Genomic DNA, 21,292 nt, shown 5'->3' with positions numbered 1-21,292 from the left:
GACGCGGTGTGACGGAGTGCCCGCCGGGCGCGGCGGCGCGATGATGAGGAGGAGGGGGCCGTGCGGAAGGGGCCGGACCGATGAACCGATGGCTGTGGATCGGCGCGGGTGCGGCGGCGCTGGCCGGGGCCGCGCTGCTGGCGGCGGACCGGGCCGGGCGCCGGCTGCCGGCCGAGCACGTCGCCGAGGGCGGCCTGGAGCTGGCCCAGGCGCCCGGCGCGGTCTGGGACGTGCTGACCGACATCGACCTCTACCCCGCCTGGCGCCCGGGCCTCACCCGCGTCGAGCGGCTGCCCGCCGGAGCCGGCGGCCGCCCGCGCTGGCGCGAGTACGACCGGCACGGGCACACCACCTACGAGGTGGTGGACAGTGAGGCCCCGCACCGCCTGGTGACCGGCATCGCCGACCCGGACCTGCCCTACGGCGGCACCTGGACGTACGTGCTGACCCCGGCCGGGCCGGGCTGCTCGCTGACCGTCACCGAGCGCGGCGAGGTCCGAACGCCCGCGTACCGCGCCGTCGCGCACTACCTGACCGGTGAGGACGCCACCGTCCACCGCTACCTGGGCGCCCTGGCTCACCGGATGGCGGCGTAGAAGCGCGTAGGACTACGCGTAGGGCCGGGGGGAGACGTCCACCCAGCCGCTGCGGTACGCCGCCCAGTTCTCCGGCGTCGAGGCGAAGTCCACGTACAGCGCGACGCCGAAGGCGGCCCGCTTCGGGTCCTGGCGGCCCAGGCCCAGCCGGACGCCCCGGACCGCCGCCGGGACGGTCTCCGCGTCACCCCGGTGGCCCCACCTGTCGTCCCAGAAGAACGGCAGGCCCATCAGCAGGTCGACGTCGGACGGGGTGGCCTCCAGTGCCAGCTCGGTCTGCAGCGCGACGTAGCCGCCGAACAGCGGCTCGGTCGGCATCGAGGTGTCGTAGGTCATCACCGCGATCTGGTCGACCCGGCGGGCGGTCTCCCGGAAGTACGCCTGGTCCCACCACTTGCCGTGGTCGGTGAGCAGGATCCCGGCGGTGTGCAGGCCGGGGACCGGGTCGATCTGCGGGGCCGCCACCGAGAGCTTGGCGCCGCGCGCCGCCGTCACCGGGTGGACCTGGTCGAGCAGGGCCGGCCAGCCGGCCGTGCCGGGGCGGATCGGCTCCATGTCGAAGTGCACGCCGTCGAAGCCCTGGTCCAGCACCTGGCCCGCCGAGGCGGTGATCCGGTCCCGGGTCGGCGCGTCGTCCAGATCCAGGGCGTCCTTCTCCGGCTTGACCTCGTCGCCCAGCCAGCCCTGCAGCCGGACGCCGGGCAGCACCCGGTGGGTGGTCTCGGTGAACCAGCGGGCCTTGGGGTGGACGGAGGCCGGCAGCGAGCCGTCGTGCTCCAGCGGGCCGGTGTGCACGTACAGGTCGCGCACGCCGGTGCCGGCCAGCTGCCGGGCCAGCGCCTCGACGTCCGCCTCGGTCTTGCGGCCGTCCACCCAGGCGTGGCCGAGCCAGACGGCGTCCCGGCCGCGGGTGCGGGCCTCGGCGGACGGTTCACCCGTGTAGTGCAGTCGGATCGCGACGAACACCGAGCCGAGGGCGGCGACCGGTACCGCCACCGCCAGCCCCAGCGCGAGCAGGGCCCGGCGCCACCGCGACCAGCCCCTCCACCGGTCGCGCAGTGCCCGCGGCGGGGCCGCCAGGGCCCGGCCGATGCGTCTCGTCGTGGTCCGGAACCTGGTCACGCGCTTGATCCCCCCTTGAGTCGAGCGCTCAGGATACGGAATGGGCCCGCAGGTCCGGCCGACGGCCGGATACCCTGGCGACGTGCGGGCCCGACCAAGCGGGCTCGCAAAGCCGACAGCCGTCGCACCAGGGAGAAGCCCCATGGCCACTGCAGCCGAACCGTCCATCACTCAGCAGAGCCGCGCGAACGCGCTGCGTGAAGCACTCGCCACCCGGGTGGTGGTCGCCGACGGTGCGATGGGCACCATGCTCCAGGCACAGGACCCGACGCTGGAGGACTTCCAGAACCTCGAAGGCTGCAACGAGGTCCTGAACATCACCCGCCCCGACATCGTCCGCTCCGTCCACGAGGCCTACTTCGGGGTGGGCGTGGACTGCGTCGAGACCAACACCTTCGGCGCCAACTTCGCCGCGCTGGGCGAGTACGAGATCGCCGACCGCATCTTCGAGCTGTCCGAGGCCGGTGCCCGGATCGCCCGCGAGGTGGCCGACGCCCACGCCGCCGACGGCCGCACCCGCTGGGTGCTCGGCTCGATCGGCCCCGGCACCAAGCTGCCCACCCTCGGCCACGCCGCGTACGGGACGCTGCGCGACGGCTTCCAGCAGAACGCGGCCGGCCTGATCGCCGGCGGCGCGGACGCCCTGCTGGTGGAGACCAGCCAGGACCTGCTGCAGACCAAGGCCGCGATCCTCGGCTCCAAGCGCGCCCTGGCCGAGGCCGGACTCGACCTGCCGGTGCTGGTCCAGGTGACCGTCGAGACCACCGGCACCATGCTGCTCGGCTCCGAGATCGGCGCCGCGCTCACCGCGCTGGAGCCGCTCGGCGTCGACCACATCGGCCTGAACTGCGCCACCGGCCCGGCCGAGATGAGCGAGCACCTGCGCTACCTGGCCAAGAACGCCCGGATCGGTCTGTCCTGCATGCCGAACGCGGGCCTGCCGGTGCTCGGCAAGGACGGCGCCCACTACCCGCTCTCCCCGGCCGAACTGGCCGAGGCGCACGACGTGTTCACCCGTGAGTACGGCCTCTCGCTGGTCGGCGGCTGCTGCGGCACCACCCCCGAGCACCTGCGCCAGGTGGTCGAGCGGGTCCAGGGGCGGCCGATCGCCCCGCGCGAGCCGCGGCCGGAGCCCTCGGCCGCCTCGCTCTACCAGGCGGTGCCGTTCCGCCAGGACACCTCCTACCTGGCGATCGGCGAGCGCACCAACGCCAACGGCTCGAAGAAGTTCCGCGAGTCGATGCTGGCCGGCGACTGGCAGGCCTGCGTGGAGATCGCCCGCGACCAGATCCGGGACGGCTCCCACCTGCTGGACCTGTGCGTGGACTACGTCGGCCGCGACGGCGTCGCCGACATGAAGGAGATCGCCGGCCGGCTGGCCACCGCCTCCACTCTGCCGATCGTGCTGGACTCCACCGAGCCGCCCGTGCTGCGGGCCGGCCTGGAGGCGCTCGGCGGCCGCGCGGTTCTCAACTCGGTCAACTACGAGGACGGCAACGCCCCCGACTCGCGCTTCGGCAGGATCGCCTCGCTGGCCCGCGAGCACGGCGCCGGCCTGATCGCGCTGACCATCGACGAGCAGGGCCAGGCCCGTACCGCCGACAAGAAGGTGGAGATCGCCGAGCGGCTGATCGCCGAGCTCACCGCCGACTACGGCATCGACGAGGGCTCGATCCTGGTCGACTGCCTCACCTTCACCCTGGCCACCGGCCAGGAGGAGTCCCGCCGGGACGGCATCGAGACCATCGAGGCGATCCGCGAGCTCAAGCGCCGCCACCCGAACGTGCAGACCACCCTCGGCCTGTCCAACATCTCCTTCGGCCTCAACCCGGCCGCCCGCGTGGTGCTCAACTCGGTCTTCCTGCACGAGTGCGTGGAGGCCGGCCTGGACTCGGCGATCGTCCACGCCTCCAAGATCCTGCCGATCTCCCGGATCCCCGAGGACCAGCGCGAGGCCGCCCTCGACCTGGTCTACGACCGCCGCCGGGACGGCTACGACCCGCTGCAGCGGCTGCTGGAGCTGTTCGAGAACGTCTCCACCGCCTCGGTCAAGGCCTCCAAGGCCGAGGAGCTGGCCGCGCTCCCGCTGGAGGAGCGGCTGCAGCGCCGGATCATCGACGGTGAGCGAAACGGTCTGGAGGCCGACCTCGACGAGGCGCTGACCGGGCGCCCGGCGCTGGAGATCATCAACGAGACCCTGCTGGCCGGCATGAAGGTGGTCGGCGAGCTCTTCGGCTCCGGTCAGATGCAGCTGCCGTTCGTGCTCCAGTCCGCCGAGGTGATGAAGACCGCGGTGGCCCACCTGGAGCCGCACATGGAGAAGTCCGACAGCGAGGGCAAGGGCACCATCGTGCTGGCCACCGTCAAGGGCGACGTCCACGACATCGGCAAGAACCTGGTCGACATCATCCTGTCCAACAACGGCTACAACGTCGTCAACCTGGGCATCAAGCAGCCGGTTTCGGCGATCCTGGACGCCGCGCGGGAGCACAACGCGGACGTGATCGGCATGTCCGGCCTGCTGGTGAAGTCCACCGTGATCATGAAGGAGAACCTGGAGGAGCTGAACCAGCGCAAGCTGGCCTCCTCCTACCCGGTGATCCTCGGCGGCGCCGCCCTCACCCGCGCCTACGTCGAGCAGGACCTGCACGAGATCTACGAGGGCGAGGTCCGCTACGCCCGGGACGCCTTCGAGGGCTTGCGGCTGATGGACGCGCTGATCGCGGTCAAGCGCGGCGTGCCCGGCGCGACCCTGCCGGAGCTCAAGCAGCGCCGGCACGCCCGGGTCGAGGTGGAGGAGCCGGAGCCCGAGGTCAACCTCGGCCAGATCCGCTCGGACGTGGCCGTGGACAACACCGTGCCCACCCCGCCGTTCTGGGGCGACCGGATCGTCAAGGGCATCCCGTTCGCCGACTACGCCTCCTGGCTGGACGAGGACGCGCTGTTCAAGGGCCAGTGGGGTCTGAAGGCCGCCCGCACCGGTGAGGGGCCGTCGTACGAGGAGCTGGTGGAGACCGAGGGCCGGCCGCGGCTGCGGGCCTGGCTGGACCGGCTGCAGACCGAGGGCTGGCTGGAGGCGGCCGTGGTCTACGGCTACTACCCGGCCAACTCCAAGGGCGACGACCTGATCGTCTTCCACGAGGACGGCACCGAGCGCACCCGCTTCACCTTCCCGCGCCAGCGCCGCGGACGCCGGCTCTGCCTGGCGGACTTCTTCCGCCCGGAGGAGTCCGGCGTGCGGGACGTGGTCGGCCTGCAGGTGGTCACCATGGGCAACCGGATCTCGGAGGCGGCCAACGAGCTGTTCGCCGGGAACTCCTACCGCGACTACCTGGAGCTGCACGGCCTCTCGGTGCAGCTGGCCGAGGCGCTGGCCGAGTTCTGGCACGCCCGGGTCCGCTTCGAGCTGGGCTTCTCCGGCGAGGACCCGCAGGACGTCAAGGACATGTTCGCGCTCAAGTACCGGGGCGCCCGCTTCTCGCTCGGCTACGGGGCTTGCCCCGAGCTGGAGGACCGCGCCAAGATCGCCGAGCTGCTGAAGCCCGAGCGGATCGGCGTGGTGCTCTCCGAGGAGTTCCAGCTGCACCCGGAGCAGTCCACCGACGCGATCGTGATCCACCACCCGGAGGCGAAGTACTTCAACGCGCGGTAATCCACACGTCCTTCTCCGTTCGCTCTTTTCCGACGAACCGGGCGTATCCTTGATGATCCTGAACGGGCCGGTCCGCTCACCAGCGGGCCGGCCTGTGCCATCCCCGAAGGACGTCCAGGGACGCTCCGCGGGGTACCGACGGAAGGACCGGCCATGACCACCAGCTCCACCGCCGCCCTGGCGCTCGACCACGGGGACGGCCGCGGCCTGCAGGCGGTGCTGCTGGACATGGACGGCACGCTGGTGGACACCGAGGACTTCTGGTGGCAGGCCGAGGTCACGCTCTTCGCCGAGCTGGGCCACCAGCTGGACGAGCGGGACCGGGCCCACGTGGTCGGCGGCCCGATGACCCGGGTGATGGACTACCTGGTCGCCCGGACCGGGGTGGACATCGCCCCGACCGACCTGGGCGTGCTGGTCAACCAGCGCTTCGTCGACCTGCTGGCCGGCGGCGTGCCGCTCATGCCGGGGGCCGAGCGGCTGCTCAACACCCTCGCCGCGCACGGCGTCCCGGCCGCCCTGGTGTCCGCCTCGCACCGGCACGTGATCGACATCGTGCTGCGCTCGCTGGGCGCCGAGCGCTTCGCCTTCGCCATCGGCGGGGACGAGGTGCCGCGCACCAAGCCGTTCCCGGACCCGTACCTGGAGGCGGCCCGGCGGCTGGGCGCGGAGCCGGCCCGCTGCGTGGTGATCGAGGACACCCCGACCGGGGTGCGCGCGGGCGAGGCGGCCGGCTGCCCGGTGATCGCGGTGCCCTCGGTGGCGCCGATCGAGCCGGCTCCCGGGCGGCTGGTGCTGCCCTCGCTGGAGCAGGTCGACCTCGAACTGCTGCGCTCGCTGGTCGTCTCGCGGGTGTGACGGGCGCGGGCGGGCTCGACTGAGCGTCACTTGAGTGTGATTGTCATCTCATTGCGCCCCGCGCTTACTCGCGGGTAGGCGTCCCGGCGGGGCCGCCATCCACGGTCGCCCGGGGAGAAAACGGGCATTGGCTGACAACTTGTCGGGCGCGCCGTGATGCCCCGAACCACCGTGTCCCAAACGTCATCTGCACGGGTATCGGTCGTGCGTGTTCGATATGGCACGCTACTCGGGTTCGCGACACCCCAGAAGGACGCTCCCGTGAAGACTTCAGCTGAACGCCTGGCAGCACTCGGCTGCGCCGGTCTGGTCGCCGTGACGGTGGCCGGCTGCGGATCGGTCACCGACGCCGTCAAGGGGGACAGCGGCAGCAAGTCGATCACCATGGGAACCTCCCAGCTGACCGGCGTGCTGGACCCGGCTGCCGCCTACGACTCCGGCGCCTGGCTGCTGCTGCGCAACACCTTCCAGTCGCTGCTGACCTTCCCGGCGGCCGCCAGCACGCCCTCCCCGGACGCCGCGCAGTCCTGCGAGTTCACCGGCGGCGAGGCCAGCGAGTACCACTGCACCCTGCGGTCCGGCCTGAAGTTCTCCAACGGCCACCCGCTGACCGCCGAGGACGTGAAGTTCTCGATCGACCGCACCAAGAAGATCAACGACCCGACCGGCCCGGTCGGTCTGCTCTCCTCGATCAAGAGCGTCGAGACGAAGGGCGACACCGAGGTGGTCTTCCACCTGTCGACCCCCGACGCCACCCTGCCGGCCAAGCTGGCCGGCCCGGCCGGCGCCATCGTCGACCACCAGGTCTTCCCGGCCGACAAGGCGCTCGCCAACGACAAGCTGATCGGCTCCGGCCCGTACCGCTTCGACTCGATCGAGAACATGGCCGGCGACAACGGCGGCAAGCAGCTGGGCAAGGTCGTACTGGTGCCCAACGACAAGTACGGCGGCGACGCCAAGCTGCGGAACGACAAGTTCACCGTCCGGTACTTCGACAAGCCCGCCGACCTCAAGGCCGCGCTGGACAAGGGCGACGTCGACCTCACCGACAACAGCCTGGAGCCGAACACCGCCGCCCAGATCCAGTCGGACCAGCAGTCCGGCAAGACCGACCTGCAGGTGGTCGAGGGCGACAGCAACGACACCCGCTCGCTGCTGTTCAACACCAAGGATCCGGTGACGGGCAACGTCGGCGTCCGCCAGGCCGCCGCCGCGCTGCTCGACCGCAAGGCGCTCGCCCGCGACGTCTTCGCCCGTACCGTCCAGCCGCTGTACGCGATGGTCCCGGCCGGCGTCACCGGCCACACCACCGCCTTCTTCGACCGCTGGGGCGACCAGGACGTGGCCAAGGCCAAGAAGGCCCTGACCGACAACAAGGTCCAGATCCCGGTCAAGCTCACCCTCACCTGGTCCCGCTCGCGGGCCGGCAGCGCCGAGGCCGACACGCTCAAGAAGCAGCTGGAGACCGGCGGCCTGTTCCAGGTGACGGTCCAGCAGGAGTCGGACTGGGACGCCTTCAAGAAGGGCTGGGCCGAGGGCAAGTACCAGGCGTACATCTCCGGTTGGTTCGCCGACTACCCGGACCCGGACAACTACATCGCCCCGCTGCTGGTCGACGGCGGCGTCTTCCACACCGGCTGGGACGACCCGAGGGTCAGCCAGAAGCTGATCCCGGACGGCCTCAAGCAGGCCGACCGCAGCGCCGCCTCGGCCGGCTACGCGCAGATCCAGCAGACCGTCGCCGAAAGCGTGCCGCTCATCCCGCTGTACCAGAACAAGGCCTTCTATGCGGCCCGTTCGTACGTCACCGGTGTCGAGACCACCGTCGACACCACCGGCGTCTTCCGCTTCTGGGAGATCGGCCGCAACACCAAGTAGCGCTGCGACGACCGGCGCACAACGTGACGGCGGCCCGCCCGCTACCCCTCGGACCGACGGGTAGCGGGCGGGCCGCCGTCACGTTTCTCCTCGGCTTCGACCGAGGGCTACAGGGTGCCGGGCCGCACCAGCCCGCTCTCGTAGGCATACACCGCCGCCTGCACCCGGTCGCGCAGCTGCAGCTTGGTCAGCACATGGCCGACGTGGGTCTTCACGGTCGTCTCGCTGACGAACAGCTCGGCCGCGATCTCCGCGTTCGACAGCCCGCGCGCCACCAGCTTCAGCACCTCCAACTCCCGCTCGGTCAGCGCGCTCAGCGCCTGCGGCGGCGCATCGTCGCCCGAGGGCAGCTTGGTGGCGTACATGTCCAGCAGCCGGCGGGTGATGCTCGGCGCCAGCATCGCCGCGCCGTCCGCGACCACCCGGATCGCCTGCACCAGCTCCTCCGCCGGGACGTCCTTCAGCAGGAAGCCGCTGGCGCCCGCGCGCAGCGCCTCCACCACGTACTCGTCCAGGTCGAAGGTGGTCAGCACCAGCACCTTGGCCGGGCCGTCCCGTCCCGGACCGGCGATCCGGCGGGTCGCCTCGACGCCGTCCATCCGCGGCATCCGGATGTCCATCAGCACCACGTCGGGCTGCAACGCCCGGACCTGGTCCAGCGCCTGCTGACCGTCGCCGGCCTCCCCGACCACCACCAGGTCGGACTCGGCCTCCAGGATCATCCGGAAACCGGTGCGCAGCAGCGGCTGGTCGTCGACCAGCAGCACTCGGATCGTCACTAGGACTCCTTGCTCATCGGATCCCCCGTGGGATCGCTCTCATCCGATGTACGCGCCAGCGGCAGCGGGTACGGCGGCGGGGTGCCGCCGAACTCCGGGCAGCTGGCCTGGTGGTCGCACCAGTCGCAGAGGCGGTTGCGGGTGGCCGGGAACTCCCCGGTGGCCACCGCGTGGCTGATCCGCTCCCACAACGCCTGCAGCTTGCGCTCCACCGCGAGCAGGTCGGCCTGGTCCGGGTCGTAGCTGACCACGTCCCCGCCCCCGCCGAGGTAGACCAGCTGGAGGCGCTTGGGGATCACACCCTTCCAGCGCCACACCACCAGCGCGTAGAACTTCATCTGGAACATCGCCTTGCCCTCGAAGTCCCGCGAGGGCGCCCGGCCGGTCTTGTAGTCCACCAGCCGGACCTCACCGGTCGGGGCGACGTCCACCCGGTCGATGTAGCCGCGCAGCAGCAGCCCCGACTCCAGGGCCGTCTCCACGTAGAGCTCGCGCTCCACGGGGTGCAGCCGGGTCGGGTCCTCCAGCCGGAACCACTGGCCGACCAGCTTCTCGGCGTCCGCCAGCCAGCGGGTGAGCGCCGCGCCGTCCGGATCGTCCGGGAACAGCGAGCCCAGCTCCGGGCGCTCGCCCAGCAGCCGCTCCCACTGCGGGCGCAGCAGGCCCATCGCCCGCTCCGGCGTCCGCTCGGTCGCCGGGCTGTCGAACAGCCGCTCCAGCACCGCGTGCACCAGCGTGCCCCTGGTCGCCGCCGCACTCGGCGGCTCGGGCAGCCGGTCGATCACCCGCAGCCGGTACAGCAGGGGACAGGTGAGGAAGTCCCCCGCACGCGACGGGGACAGCCCGGTCGGGGGCGCCGCCGGGCGCACCGGCGCTTCGGCGGCACTGCTGGTGTCGGTCTGCTGCATGGCTACGACCCTATTGCCCTTTGCTGTCATCCCGCTGCCACCGTGCTGCCAGACCGACGATCCGGGGCCGATCCGGGACCGGTCCAGTGGGGTATGAAGGCTGACAGAGGGGCGCGCGGCGCCGGAGGGCCGCGATCACGTAGCGTGGGCGCACCGGGGGCACGACGGTGGGACGACCGAAGGGAACACGGTGAGCGACACCAGGGGGCAGCAGACCTCCGACCAGCCACCGCAGGACGGTGGCCGTCCGGGCGGGCGGTCACCGGAGCGCGGCGGCGGCCTCCTGATGGGGCGCCCCTTCGGCGTGCCCGTCTACGTCACCCCCTCCTGGTTCGTCATCGCCGCCCTGATCACCTGGGTGTTCGGCGGACAGCTCGGCGACGTCCTGCCCGAGCTCGGCAGCGGCGTCCGCTACCTGCTGGCCTTCTTCTTCGCGGTCGCCTTCTACGCCTCCGTGCTGGTGCACGAGCTGGCCCACACCCTGGTGGCGCTGCGCTACAAGCTCGGGGTGCGGCGGATCCAGCTGCAGTTCTTCGGCGGCGTCTCCGAGATCGAGAACGAGGCCGAGACCCCCTGGCGCGAGTTCTGGCTCGCCTTCGTCGGCCCGCTGCTCTCGCTGGTCCTCGGCGGGATCTTCTACCTCGCGCTGCGCGCCGTCGAGCTGTCCACCGTGCCCGGGGTGCTGCTCACCGGCCTGATGATCTCCAACCTGGTCGTCGCCGCCTTCAACCTGCTGCCCGGTCTGCCGCTGGACGGCGGCCGGATGCTGCGTGCCGTGGTCTGGGCGATCAGCGGGAAGGCGATGACGGGCACCGTGGCCGCCGCCTGGGTCGGCCGGGTGCTGGCGATCGCCGTGCTGTTCGGCCTGCCGCTGGTCAGCGCCTCCCGCGGGGCCGAGCGCACCACCACCGACACCCTGGTGGACGCGGTGCTGGCCGCCGTGCTCGCCGCGATCATCTGGAACGGCGCCACCGGCAGCCTGCGCAACGCCCGGCTCAAGGAGGTGCTGCCCGAGCTGTGGCTGCGCGACTTCGCCCGCCGGACCGTCGAGGTCACCGCCGACACCCCGCTCGGTGAGGCGATGCGCCGAGCCCGCGAGGCCCAGGCCGGCGCGGTGGTCGTGGTGGACGGCCGGGGCGAGCCGATCGCCATCGTCCGCGAGTCCGCGGTACGGGCCGTACCCGAGCACCGCCGCCCCTGGGTGGCCGTCGGACCGCTCGCCCGCGACCTCGAACCCGGGCTGCGACTCGACGCCGACCTGCGCGGCGAGGCCCTGCTGCGGGCCATCCGGGCCACCCCGGCGGGGGAGTACCTGGTGGTCGAGCCGGACGGCCGGGTGTACGGCGTCGCCGCGCTCACCGACATCGAGCAGCGTCTGACCGCCGCCGTCACCGGCCGCTGACCCGTACCCCTGCTCGGGGCCTGGTAAGGCAGGACGGCGCGTTTCCCTTAGGATTGTCCGCATGTCCGAACCGACCGGTGCCGCCCGCCGACGCGGGCCCTTCCAGGTCGGGGACCAGGTCCAGCTGACCGACCCCAAGGGTCGCCACTACACGTTCACGCTCCAGGCCGGGAACCAGTTCCACACCCACAAGGGTGCGTTCCCCCACGACGAGCTGATCGGCGCCTCCGAGGGCACGGTCGTGCGCACCACGGGTAACGTCCCGTACCTCGCGCTGCGCCCCCTGCTCCCCGACTACGTCCTGTCCATGCCGCGCGGCGCCGCCGTGATCTACCCCAAGGACGCGGGGCAGATCCTGGCGATGGCCGACATCTTCGCCGGCGCCCGCGTCGTCGAGGCCGGCGTCGGCTCCGGCGCGCTCAGCATGTACCTGCTGCGCGCCGTCGGCGAGCAGGGCATGCTGGCCTCCTACGAGCGCCGCCAGGACTTCGCGGACATCGCCCAGGGCAATGTCGAGCGCTACTTCGGCGGCCCGCACCCGGCGTGGAAGCTCACCGTCGGCGACCTCCAGGACAACCTGGTCGAGACCGACGTCGACCGCATCATCCTGGACATGCTGGCCCCTTGGGAGTGCCTCGACGTCGCCTCCAAGGCGCTCGTCCCCGGCGGCCTCATCTGCTGCTACGTGGCCACCACCACGCAGATGTCCCGGACCGTCGAGGCGCTGCGCGAGCACGGCACCTTCACCGAGCCGCAGGCCTGGGAGACCATGGTCCGCACCTGGCACCTGGAGGGCCTGGCCGTCCGCCCGGACCACCGGATGATCGGCCACACCGGCTTCCTGCTCACCGCCCGCCGCCTGGCGGACGGCGTCGAGCCGCCGCTGCGCCGCCGCCGCCCGGCCAAGGGCGCCTACGGCGAGGACTACGACAGCGGGGCGCCCGAGCCGACCCTGCAAGAGCGCGCCGCGGCCCGCAAGGCCGCCCGCGACGTCGAGTCCGAGCAGCCCGACCTGGGCTGAGTCCGTACCTGAAGAAGGGGTGGTGCGAGCGTAAAGCCCGCGCCACCCCTTCCCGCTGCGGTCGGCTCGCCTCCGGGCGCTCCTGACCCGGCGCCGACGCTCTTCGCTCCGGCGCTCGTTCCTCGCTTGTCGCTCATCGCTTTCGGCACCGGCGCGCCTTCGGCTCCCCGACCGCGCCACCCCTTCCCGCTGCGGTCGGCTCGCCTCCGGGCGCTCCTGACCCGGCGCCGACGCTCTTCGCTCCGGCGCTCGTTCCTCGCTTGTCGCTCATCGCTTTCGGCACCGGCGCGCCTTTCGGCTCCCCGGCCGGGAGTCCGTGAGCACCGTGTGGGACGATGCTCGCGCACGCAGACCAGCTCCTGGAGCTCTGGAGGGGACGCCTGGTGGAGACCGCGGTCGGGACGACGGCGACGGCTGGACAGCAGACACCGAAGGGCGGCACCCGGCCCGGGCACGCGCGCACCGCCCCCTGGCACTGGGCCCTCGCCCTGGCCGGCTGCGGCGCGGTGGTGGCCGCCGCCCTCGCCGCCTCCACGGCGACCGGCACCCCGGTGCCCGCGCGCGGCGGCGCCCCCGAGGCCCTCGCCGCGAGCGCCGCCCCCGACCCGGCCAAGGCCCAACTGCCGATGGACTGCGGCCCGTTCCCGGTCGAGACGGTGCTCAGCGTGCCCGCCGAGATCGGTGACGGACGGCCGGACACGGTCGTCGCCGCGCACTGCGCCACCGACACCGGCACCCCGCCGGACTCCGTCTACCTGCTCGGCTTCGGCGCCGACGAGCGCCCGACGGTGGTCGCCACCCTGCTGACCGAGCGAGAGAACCTCACCCTGAGCCGGCTCGCGGTGCGCTCCGACGGCGCCATCACCGGCCACGCGCAGGGGTATTCGAGCGAGGACGTGCCGCGCTTCCGGCCCGACATCTCACTCGACCTCACCTGGACGCGCAAGGGCGGCGGATGGGAACGCACCCAGTCCGCCGCCCCGGTCAGCCGGACCTGAGGCCCGGCCCGAGGCCTGTCTGACAATTCCCGCCGGCCGCTAATCGTCGGACACGGCCCAGCGACTCACTCCGCGTCCGGGCCGTACACCTCGACCCGGTCGGCGACCCGGCGCACGTGGATGCAGTCGCCGGGGCACTCCTTCGCCGAGTCCACCACGTCCTGAAGGAGCGTCAGCGGCACCGGGGCGGTCTCCCCGGGCTGCTGGCGCAACTCGTCCTCCGGGCCCTTCACGTACGCCAGTCCGTCGATGTCCAGCTCGAAGACCTCGGGTGCGTACTGGGCGCAGATGCCGTCGCCGGTGCACAGATCCTGGTCGATCCACACCTCCAGCTCCTCGGCCGCCGCCGTCTGCTCGGTCACCGACATGGTCCCCTGCCGTTTCTGTCCCGGGTCGCCCCTATTCCTGGAGCAATCCCGCCATTCGTACAACGATCGGACCCAGCACTGTGGTCGCGATCGGATATCACTTCGCTCGACGATACATCTGGCCTGCTTTGAGAGGTGCGCGGTGGGTATCCCCTTAGCAGAGGGGAAGCACGCTGGGGCGAAGATCGGACACGCCCGTTCCATCTTTCTTGATCTAGGGGTTTACGGACCCCTGGTCCCAGGTAGGGTCTGGAAGCGTCCAGCTCCCCGGAGGAGGTGAGGACCGTGGCAGCCCACGATGACGACTACAACCGCAACACCGGCAGGCCCGCTCGTGGTTCCGACGAGGCCGCTCAGGTCTCGTACCTTGAGCAGGAAATCGCCGTGCTGCGCCGCAAGCTCGCCGACTCGCCGCGCAATTCGAGAATCCTCGAAGAGCGGATCGTCGAGCTCCAGACCAACCTGGCCGGCGTGACCGCCCAGAACGAACGGCTCGCCTCCACCCTGCGCGAGGCCCGCGACCAGATCGTGGCCCTCAAGGAGGAAGTGGACCGGCTGGCACAGCCCCCGGCCGGCTTCGGCACCTTCCTCGAAGCGAACGAGGACGGCACCGCCGACATCTTCACCGGCGGGCGCAAGCTCCGTGTCAACGTCAGCCCGAACGTCGCCCTGGACGAGCTGCGGCGCGGCCAGGAAGTGATGCTCAACGAGGCCCTCAACATCGTGGACGCGATGGCCTTCGAGCGCATCGGCGAGATCGTCACCCTCAAGGAGGTCCTCGAGGACGGCGAGCGGGCCCTGGTCCTCGGCCACACCGACGAGGAGCGCGTGGTGCGCCTCGCGGAACCGCTGCGGGGGACCACCGTCCGGGCGGGGGACGCCCTGCTGCTGGAGCCCCGCTCCGGCTACGTGTACGAGGTCGTGCCGAAGGCCGAGGTCGAGGAGCTGGTCCTCGAAGAGGTCCCGGACATCGACTACCGCCAGATCGGCGGCCTGAGCAACCAGATCGAGCTGATCCGCGACGCGGTCGAGCTGCCCTACCTGCACGCCGACCTCTTCAAGGAGTACGAGCTGCGCCCGCCCAAGGGCGTGCTGCTCTACGGCCCGCCCGGCTGCGGCAAGACGCTGATCGCCAAGGCGGTCGCCAACTCGCTGGCCAAGAAGGTCGCCGAGGTCACCGGCCGCCCCCAGGGGAAGAGCTACTTCCTCAACATCAAGGGCCCCGAGCTGCTCAACAAGTACGTGGGCGAGACCGAGCGGCAGATCCGCCTGGTCTTCCAGCGGGCCCGGGAGAAGGCGGGCGAGGGCACGCCCGTCATCGTCTTCTTCGACGAGATGGAGTCGCTGTTCCGCACCCGCGGTTCCGGCGTCAGCTCGGACGTGGAGAACACCATCGTCCCGCAGCTGCTCGCCGAGATCGACGGCGTGGAGGGCCTGGAGAACGTCATCGTCATCGGCGCCTCGAACCGCGAGGACATGATCGACCCGGCGATCCTGCGGCCCGGCCGCCTGGACGTCAAGATCAAGATCGAGCGCCCGGACGCCGAGGCGGCGAAGGACATCTTCTCCAAGTACCTCAAGGACTCGCTGCCGTTCCACCCGGACGACCTCAAGGAGCACGACGGCTCCGTCGAGGCCACGGTGGCCGCGATGATCCAGTCGGTCGTGGAGCGGATGTACTCCGAGACCGAGGAGAACCGCTTCCTGGAGGTCACCTACGCCAACGGTGACAAGGAGGTCCTGTACTTCAAGGACTTCAACTCCGGCGCGATGATCCAGAACATCGTCGACCGCGCGAAGAAGATGGCCATCAAGGACTTCCTCGACCACGGTCAGCGCGGTCTGCGCGTCTCCCACCTGCTCGCCGCCTGCGTGGACGAGTTCAAGGAGAACGAGGACCTGCCCAACACCACCAACCCGGACGACTGGGCCCGGATCTCCGGCAAGAAGGGCGAGCGGATCGTCTTCATCCGCACGCTGGTCACCGGCAAGCAGGGCGCCGAGTCCGGCCGCTCCATCGACACTGTCGCCAACACGGGGCAGTACCTGTAAGCACGCGGTTACCCGGGCCGACTGCGGTCCCCGGAGCTGTACGCACACCGTCCGGCTGTGGCGCCTCGCGGCCCCGCAGCCGGACGGCGCGTCTCGGGGCCCGCCGGTCGGCGCCGGGTTCTAGGCTCGACCCACCGTCCGCGGGCAGATCGCCGGCGTCGGTGTTGTTCAGCGGTACGTCAGCGTGTTCCGTCCGTCGGGGGCGGCGCACCGGGCAAGGAGGGCCGCATGACCGTACGGCGCGTGATGGGCATCGAGACCGAGTACGGGATCTCCGTGCCGGGGCACCCCAACGCCAACGCCATGCTCACCTCGTCCCAGATCGTCAACGCCTACGCGGCGGCGATGCACCGGGCACGGCGGGCCCGCTGGGACTTCGAGGAGGAGAACCCGCTGCGCGACGCGCGGGGCTTCGACCTCGCGCGCGAGGTGGCGGACGCCAGCCAGCTGACCGACGAGGACATCGGCCTCGCCAACGTGATCCTCACCAACGGGGCCCGGTTCTACGTGGACCACGCGCACCCCGAGTACAGCTCGCCCGAGGTGACCAACCCGCGCGACGCCGTGCTGTGGGACAAGGCCGGCGAGCGGATCATGGCGGCCGCCGCGCAGCGCGCGCTGGAACTGCCCAACGGGCAGACCATCCACCTGTACAAGAACAACACCGACAACAAGGGCGCCTCCTACGGCACCCACGAGAACTACCTGATGAAGCGGGCGACGCCGTTCGCCGACATCGTCCGCCACCTCACCCCGTTCTTCGTCTCCCGCCAGGTGGTCACCGGCGCCGGCCGGGTCGGCATCGGCCAGGACGGCTCGGCGAACGGCTTCCAGATCAGCCAGCGGGCGGACTACTTCGAGGTCGAGGTCGGCCTGGAGACCACCCTCAAGCGGCCGATCATCAACACCCGGGACGAGCCGCACGCCGACGCCGAGAAGTACCGCCGGCTGCACGTGATCATCGGGGACGCCAACCTCTCCGAGATCTCCACCTACCTCAAGCTGGGCACCACCTCGCTGGTCCTGTCGATGATCGAGGACTCCTTCATCGCCTCCGACCTCGCCGTCGACCAGCCGGTGCGCACCCTGCACCGGGTCTCCCACGACCCGACGCTCAAGCACCTGATCACCCTGCGCAACGGGCGCAAGCTCACCGCGGTCCAGCTCCAGCTCGAGTACTTCGAACTGGCCCGCAAGTACGTCGAGGACCGCTTCGGCACCGACGCCGACGAGCAGACCGTGGACGTGCTGACGCGCTGGGAGGACGTCCTCGGGCGGCTGGAGCGCGACCCGATGTCGCTCTCCCGGCAACTGGACTGGATCGCCAAGCGGGAGATCCTGGAGGGCTACCGCAGCCGGGACGCCCTGGAGTGGGACAACCCGCGGCTGCACCTGGTCGACCTCCAGTACAGCGACGTACGGCCCGAGAAGGGCCTCTACAACCGTCTGGTGGCCCGCGGCCGGTTCGAGCGGCTGGTGTCCGAGGAGGAGGTCGAGCGGGCCGTCTCCAAGCCCCCGGAGGACACCAGGGCGTACTTCCGCGGGCGCTGCCTGGAGCAGTACGCGGACCACGTCGCGGCGGCCTCCTGGGACTCGGTGATCTTCGACCTGCCGGGCCGGGACTCGCTGCAGCGCGTGCCCACGCTGGAGCCGCTGCGCGGCACCCGGAACCACGTCAAGGAGCTGCTGGACCGCTGCCGCACGGCGGAGGACCTGCTCCGCGTCCTGTCCGGCGGGTAACTTTTCGATCACCACGGGTGAACGTCCGCCGAATGGGAATCATCCGGGGTGGCAGCGGGTGTTGGACAGGAAGCGTCACCGGCAAACCGGGAGCGGCAGCCGCACCTTGTGTATAAGGTCGGTGTCAACCGGCAACGACCGACCGGCCAAACCGTGCCAGACGATTCGAGCGGGGTGAGGGAAATGGCGAGCAAGGACACCGGCGGCGGCCAGCAGCGGGCAAACCGCTCCTCCGAGGAGGTCGAGGAGCAGGCCGCGGAAACCCAGAATTCCGACGACCTCAAGGAGCGCCAGGAAAAGCTGAGCGACGACGTCGACGCGGTGCTGGACGAAATCGACGAAGTCTTGGAGTCGAACGCGGAAGATTTCGTGAGGGGTTTTGTCCAGAAGGGTGGGCAATAGCCCGTCCCCGGTATTCGGGAATTCACGGTCGCGACCGTCCTGGGCGGCCGGGCGGCACCGGCCGCCCGGCCGCCCGGCACCGGCCCCTCCAGGCGTGGACAGTGATCGTCGGCGGGTAGGGTGCGGGCAATGCGCGCTTCAAGCTACCTGGAAGGAATCGTGTGGAAGCCAACACTCGTGGCACCGGGCGTCTACCGGCTGCCTTCCTGACCCCGGGGTCATCCTCGTTCCTCGACTTCCTCGCCGAGCACAAGCCGGAGCTGCTCCCCGGCCGGGCCGGGCTCCCCGAGGGCGCCGTGGTCGAGGCGCCGCACGGGACCACGATCGTGGCCGCGATCTTCGACGGCGGTGTGGTGATCGCCGGTGACCGCCGGGCGACCATGGGCAACGTCATCGCCCAGCGCGACATCGAGAAGGTGTTCCCGGCCGACGAGTACAGCGCGGTCGGCATCGCGGGCACCGCCGGCCTCGCGGTCGAGATGGTCCGGCTGTTCCAGCTGGAGCTGGAGCACTACGAGAAGATCGAGGGCGCCACGCTCTCCCTGGAGGGCAAGGCCAACCGGCTCACCACCATGATCCGGGGCAACCTGGGCATGGCGATGCAGGGCCTCGCGGTCGTGCCGCTGTTCGCGGGCTACGACCTGGACCGCGGCCGCGGCCGGATCTTCAACTACGACGTCACCGGCGGGCGTTCCGAGGAGCGCGGCTTCGCCGCCACCGGCTCGGGTTCGGTCTTCGCCCGCGGCTCGATGAAGAAGCTCTACCGCGACGACCTGACGGCCGACCAGGCCGTCACCCTGGTCGTCCAGGCGCTCTACGACGCGGCGGACGACGACTCCGCCACCGGCGGCCCGGACCTGGCGCGGAAGATCTTCCCGATCGTCTCGCTGATCACCGAGGACGGCTTCCGCCGGCTCACCGACGCGGAGGTCGCGCAGATCGTCGTCGCCATCACCGATGAGCGCCTGACCCGCCCCAACGGCCCGCAGGCCCCGCTGATCTAGCCATCACCTCACAGGAAAGGGACGACCGCCGGTGTCGACACCGTTCTACGTCTCGCCCCAGCAGGCCATGGCGGACCGCGCGGAGTACGCCCGCAAGGGCATCGCGCGCGGCCGCAGCGTGGTCGTGCTCACCTACGCCGACGGCATCGTCTTCGTCGCGGAGAACACCTCCAGGGCCCTCCACAAGGTCTCCGAGATCTACGACAAGATCGCCTTCGCGGCGGTCGGCCGCTACAACGAGTTCGAGAACCTGCGCATCGGCGGCGTCCGCTACGCCGACCTGCGCGGCTATTCCTACGACCGGGCCGACGTCACCGCCCGGGGCCTCGCCAACGTGTACGCCCAGACCCTGGGCACCATCTTCTCCTCGGTCGGCGAGAAGCCGTACGAGGTCGAGCTGATCGTGGCCGAGGTCGGCCGCACCGCCGACAACGACCAGATCTACCGACTCACCCCGGACGGCTCGGTCGTCGACGAGAAGAACTACGTCGTGGTCGGCGGCAACGCCGACTCGATCGGCAACTACCTGGGCCAGCGCCACCGCGTCGGCCTGAGCCTGACCGAGGCGGTGAAGGTGGCCGTGGACTCGCTCGCCCGCGACCCCAACGGCGGCAGCCCGCGCACCCTCACCCCGGAGCAGCTGGAGGTCGCGGTCCTCGACCGCCAGCGGTTCCAGCAGCGCAAGTTCAAGCGGATCCTGGGCAACCAGCTCGGCCGGCTGCTCGACGGGGACCAGTCCGCCGAGGCGGACGACGAGGAGCACCCGGCGGCCACCCCGCCGTCTGACGAGTAGTACGGCGGGGTCCTGTAGGACAGCGCTGCCCGCCGTCCTACAGGGCCCCGATCCCCTGCGGTGGCCTGCGCGACCTCGCGGAGGTCGAGAGAACGCCGGACCAGATAGGAGTGCTCGTGACTCCTCCCCAACGGCTAGAGCCGTGGAGCTTCAAGCCGGCCTGACAGCTGGCCCCGGACAAGCCCTGCCCGCTGCCTGGCGGCAGGTGATCAGGCCACGACGCTGTGTCGCTCCGCGATGCCAGTTTCAGGATTCGATTCGACCACTGGCTGAGGTCGGTGGATTCCTCGAAAGAAGGTGCTCATGGACCGCCGGATTTTCGGGCTGGAGAACGAGTACGGTGTGACCTGCACGTTCCGCGGGCAGCGACGGCTGTCGCCGGACGAGGTGGCGCGGTACCTGTTCCGCCGGGTCGTCTCCTGGGGCCGCAGCAGCAACGTCTTCCTGCGCAACGGCGCCCGGCTCTACCTCGACGTCGGCTCCCACCCCGAGTACGCCACCCCCGAGTGCGACGACGTGGTCGAGCTGGTGACGCACGACAAGGCGGGCGAGCGCATCCTCGAAGGACTCCTGGTGGACGCCGAGCGGCGGCTGCACGAGGAGGGCATCGCGGGGGACGTCTACCTCTTCAAGAACAACACCGACTCGGCCGGCAACTCCTACGGCTGCCACGAGAACTACCTGGTGGCCCGGCACGGCGAGTTCTCCCGGCTGGCCGACGTGCTGATCCCGTTCCTGGTGACCCGCCAGCTGATCTGCGGCGCGGGCAAGGTGCTGCAGACCCCGCGCGGCGCGGTGTACTGCGTCAGCCAGCGGGCCGAGCACATCTGGGAGGGCGTCAGCTCGGCGACCACCCGCTCCCGTCCGATCATCAACACCCGGGACGAGCCACATGCGGACGCCGAGCGCTACCGCCGGCTGCACGTGATCGTCGGCGACTCCAACATGTCCGAGACCACCACGCTGCTCAAGGTCGGCGCCACCGACCTGGTCCTGCGGCTGATCGAGGCCGGCGTGGTGATGCGCGACCTCACCCTGGAGAACCCGATCCGGGCGATCCGCGAGGTCAGCCACGACCTCACCGGCACCCACCAGGTGCGCCTGGCCAACGGCCGCGAGGCCAGCGCGCTGGACATCCAGGAGGAGTACTACTCCAAGGCCCTGGAGTTCGCCGACCGCAAGGGGATCAACACCGGCACCATCGCCCGGGTGCTCGACCTGTGGGGCCGCACCCTGGAGGCCGTGCGCACCGAGCGGCTCGACGGGGTGGCCACCGAGATCGACTGGATCATCAAGTACAAGCTCATCGAGCGCTACCGCGAGAAGCACCAGATGAGCATGTCCAACCCGCGGGTGGCTCAGATCGACCTCGCGTACCACGACATCCACCGCCGCCGCGGCCTGTTCTACCTGCTCCAGGGCAAGGGCCAGGCGCAGCGGGTGACCACCGACCTCAAGACCTTCGAGGCCAAGTCGATCCCGCCGCAGACCACCCGGGCCCGGCTGCGCGGGGACTTCATCCGCCGGGCGCAGGAGCAGCGCCGGGACTTCACGGTGGACTGGGTGCACCTGAAGCTGAACGACCAGGCGCAGCGCACGGTGCTGTGCAAGGACCCGTTCCGTTCGGTGGACGAGCGGGTGGAGAAGCTGATCGCGGGGATGTAGAGCCCCGAACGTGATCAAGGCGCCATGACCACGATGGCGTGTCCGGCCCCGGTG

At 70.9% G+C, this 21,292-nt stretch carries 17 protein-coding genes; 13 read left to right on the top strand and 4 right to left on the bottom strand.

From position 1 onward, the window contains the following. The first annotated feature begins 80 nt into the window (after positions 1–80). The gene (locus ACZ3UD_RS16840) at positions 81–596 is read left to right on the top strand and encodes an SRPBCC family protein (RefSeq protein ID WP_465587340.1); all 516 of its coding nucleotides are present in this window, start codon (positions 81–83) and stop codon (positions 594–596) included. Between the two features lie 12 nt (positions 597–608). Here ACZ3UD_RS16840 and ACZ3UD_RS16835 read toward each other — a convergent pair whose 3' ends face one another. Beyond that, the gene (locus ACZ3UD_RS16835) at positions 609–1,718 is read right to left on the bottom strand and encodes a glycoside hydrolase family 18 protein (RefSeq protein ID WP_465587337.1); all 1,110 of its coding nucleotides are present in this window, start codon (positions 1,716–1,718) and stop codon (positions 609–611) included. Between the two features lie 142 nt (positions 1,719–1,860). Here ACZ3UD_RS16835 and metH point away from each other — a divergent pair, with 142 nt between their 5' ends. The 3 genes from metH to ACZ3UD_RS16820 all read left to right on the top strand — a co-directional run bounded on the left by metH (position 1,861) and on the right by ACZ3UD_RS16820 (position 8,106). Continuing rightward, positions 1,861–5,370, top strand: coding sequence for a methionine synthase (gene metH, locus ACZ3UD_RS16830; RefSeq protein ID WP_465587335.1), 3,510 nt, complete (start codon positions 1,861–1,863; stop codon positions 5,368–5,370). 153 nt (positions 5,371–5,523) lie between these two features. Next, a complete protein-coding gene (locus ACZ3UD_RS16825) occupies positions 5,524–6,228 on the top strand; it encodes an HAD family hydrolase (RefSeq protein WP_465587332.1) in 705 nt (234 codons plus the stop codon). 261 nt (positions 6,229–6,489) lie between these two features. Continuing rightward, complete coding sequence (locus tag ACZ3UD_RS16820; RefSeq protein ID WP_465587329.1) at positions 6,490–8,106, top strand: ABC transporter substrate-binding protein; 1,617 nt, start codon at positions 6,490–6,492, stop codon at positions 8,104–8,106. 107 nt (positions 8,107–8,213) lie between these two features. On the opposite strand, the gene ACZ3UD_RS16815 is transcribed toward ACZ3UD_RS16820, so the two are convergent. After that, on the bottom strand, positions 8,214–8,885 hold the full coding sequence (locus ACZ3UD_RS16815) for a response regulator (RefSeq protein ID WP_465587325.1): 672 nt from the start codon (positions 8,883–8,885) through the stop codon (positions 8,214–8,216). Further along, positions 8,885–9,793: a RecB family exonuclease gene (locus ACZ3UD_RS16810; protein WP_465587322.1), complete on the bottom strand. Its 909-nt coding sequence runs from the start codon at positions 9,791–9,793 to the stop codon at positions 8,885–8,887. Before ACZ3UD_RS16810 ends, ACZ3UD_RS16815 begins: the two co-directional genes overlap by 1 nt. 190 nt (positions 9,794–9,983) lie before the next feature. On the opposite strand from ACZ3UD_RS16810, the gene ACZ3UD_RS16805 reads away from it, so the two are divergent. The 3 genes from ACZ3UD_RS16805 to ACZ3UD_RS16795 all read left to right on the top strand — a co-directional run bounded on the left by ACZ3UD_RS16805 (position 9,984) and on the right by ACZ3UD_RS16795 (position 13,214). Further along, positions 9,984–11,195: a site-2 protease family protein gene (locus ACZ3UD_RS16805; RefSeq protein WP_465587319.1), complete on the top strand. Its 1,212-nt coding sequence runs from the start codon at positions 9,984–9,986 to the stop codon at positions 11,193–11,195. Positions 11,196–11,256: 61 nt separating this feature from the next. After that, a complete protein-coding gene (locus tag ACZ3UD_RS16800) occupies positions 11,257–12,216 on the top strand; it encodes a tRNA (adenine-N1)-methyltransferase (protein WP_465587316.1) in 960 nt (319 codons plus the stop codon). Positions 12,217–12,551: 335 nt separating this feature from the next. Further along, a complete protein-coding gene (locus ACZ3UD_RS16795; RefSeq protein WP_465587313.1) occupies positions 12,552–13,214 on the top strand; it encodes a hypothetical protein in 663 nt (220 codons plus the stop codon). A gap of 65 nt (positions 13,215–13,279) precedes the next feature. Here ACZ3UD_RS16795 and ACZ3UD_RS16790 read toward each other — a convergent pair whose 3' ends face one another. Then, a complete protein-coding gene (locus ACZ3UD_RS16790) occupies positions 13,280–13,582 on the bottom strand; it encodes a ferredoxin (protein WP_465587310.1) in 303 nt (100 codons plus the stop codon). Positions 13,583–13,867: 285 nt separating this feature from the next. Here ACZ3UD_RS16790 and arc point away from each other — a divergent pair, with 285 nt between their 5' ends. The 6 genes from arc to pafA all read left to right on the top strand — a co-directional run bounded on the left by arc (position 13,868) and on the right by pafA (position 21,238). Next, the gene (gene arc, locus ACZ3UD_RS16785; protein ID WP_465587307.1) at positions 13,868–15,634 is read left to right on the top strand and encodes a proteasome ATPase; all 1,767 of its coding nucleotides are present in this window, start codon (positions 13,868–13,870) and stop codon (positions 15,632–15,634) included. 228 nt (positions 15,635–15,862) lie between these two features. Then, positions 15,863–17,374, top strand: coding sequence for a depupylase/deamidase Dop (dop, locus tag ACZ3UD_RS16780; RefSeq protein WP_465587304.1), 1,512 nt, complete (start codon positions 15,863–15,865; stop codon positions 17,372–17,374). Between the two features lie 183 nt (positions 17,375–17,557). Continuing rightward, positions 17,558–17,776, top strand: coding sequence for a ubiquitin-like protein Pup (locus ACZ3UD_RS16775; protein ID WP_031069167.1), 219 nt, complete (start codon positions 17,558–17,560; stop codon positions 17,774–17,776). Between the two features lie 161 nt (positions 17,777–17,937). Further along, positions 17,938–18,780, top strand: a complete 843-nt coding sequence (gene prcB / locus ACZ3UD_RS16770; protein WP_465587300.1) for a proteasome subunit beta — start codon at positions 17,938–17,940, stop codon at positions 18,778–18,780. Positions 18,781–18,811: 31 nt separating this feature from the next. Beyond that, on the top strand, positions 18,812–19,573 hold the full coding sequence (gene prcA / locus ACZ3UD_RS16765) for a proteasome subunit alpha (protein ID WP_465587297.1): 762 nt from the start codon (positions 18,812–18,814) through the stop codon (positions 19,571–19,573). A 303-nt stretch (positions 19,574–19,876) separates the two neighbouring features. Then, on the top strand, positions 19,877–21,238 hold the full coding sequence (gene pafA, locus ACZ3UD_RS16760) for a Pup--protein ligase (protein ID WP_465587294.1): 1,362 nt from the start codon (positions 19,877–19,879) through the stop codon (positions 21,236–21,238). The last annotated feature ends 54 nt before the right edge of the window (positions 21,239–21,292 follow it).

The sequence above is a fragment of the Kitasatospora sp. NPDC023118 genome, from assembly GCF_055560875.1.
The sequence above is the reverse complement of the archived record's forward strand: the minus strand, read 5'-3'. Positions and strand labels throughout refer to the sequence as shown.

Bases quoted from the DNA above. Each gene is read 5' to 3' on its own strand.
- dop (WP_465587304.1), top strand. From the start codon at position 15,863: ATGACCGTACGGCGCGTGATGGGCATCGAGACCGAGTACGGGATCTCC.
- pafA (WP_465587294.1), top strand. From the start codon at position 19,877: ATGGACCGCCGGATTTTCGGGCTGGAGAACGAGTACGGTGTGACCTGC.
- ACZ3UD_RS16810 (WP_465587322.1), bottom strand. From the start codon at position 9,793: ATGCAGCAGACCGACACCAGCAGTGCCGCCGAAGCGCCGGTGCGCCCG.
- ACZ3UD_RS16775 (WP_031069167.1), top strand. From the start codon at position 17,558: ATGGCGAGCAAGGACACCGGCGGCGGCCAGCAGCGGGCAAACCGCTCC.
- ACZ3UD_RS16790 (WP_465587310.1), bottom strand. From the start codon at position 13,582: ATGTCGGTGACCGAGCAGACGGCGGCGGCCGAGGAGCTGGAGGTGTGG.
- ACZ3UD_RS16800 (WP_465587316.1), top strand. From the start codon at position 11,257: ATGTCCGAACCGACCGGTGCCGCCCGCCGACGCGGGCCCTTCCAGGTC.
- ACZ3UD_RS16840 (WP_465587340.1), top strand. From the start codon at position 81: ATGAACCGATGGCTGTGGATCGGCGCGGGTGCGGCGGCGCTGGCCGGG.
- metH (WP_465587335.1), top strand. From the start codon at position 1,861: ATGGCCACTGCAGCCGAACCGTCCATCACTCAGCAGAGCCGCGCGAAC.
- ACZ3UD_RS16825 (WP_465587332.1), top strand. From the start codon at position 5,524: ATGACCACCAGCTCCACCGCCGCCCTGGCGCTCGACCACGGGGACGGC.
- ACZ3UD_RS16795 (WP_465587313.1), top strand. From the start codon at position 12,552: ATGCTCGCGCACGCAGACCAGCTCCTGGAGCTCTGGAGGGGACGCCTG.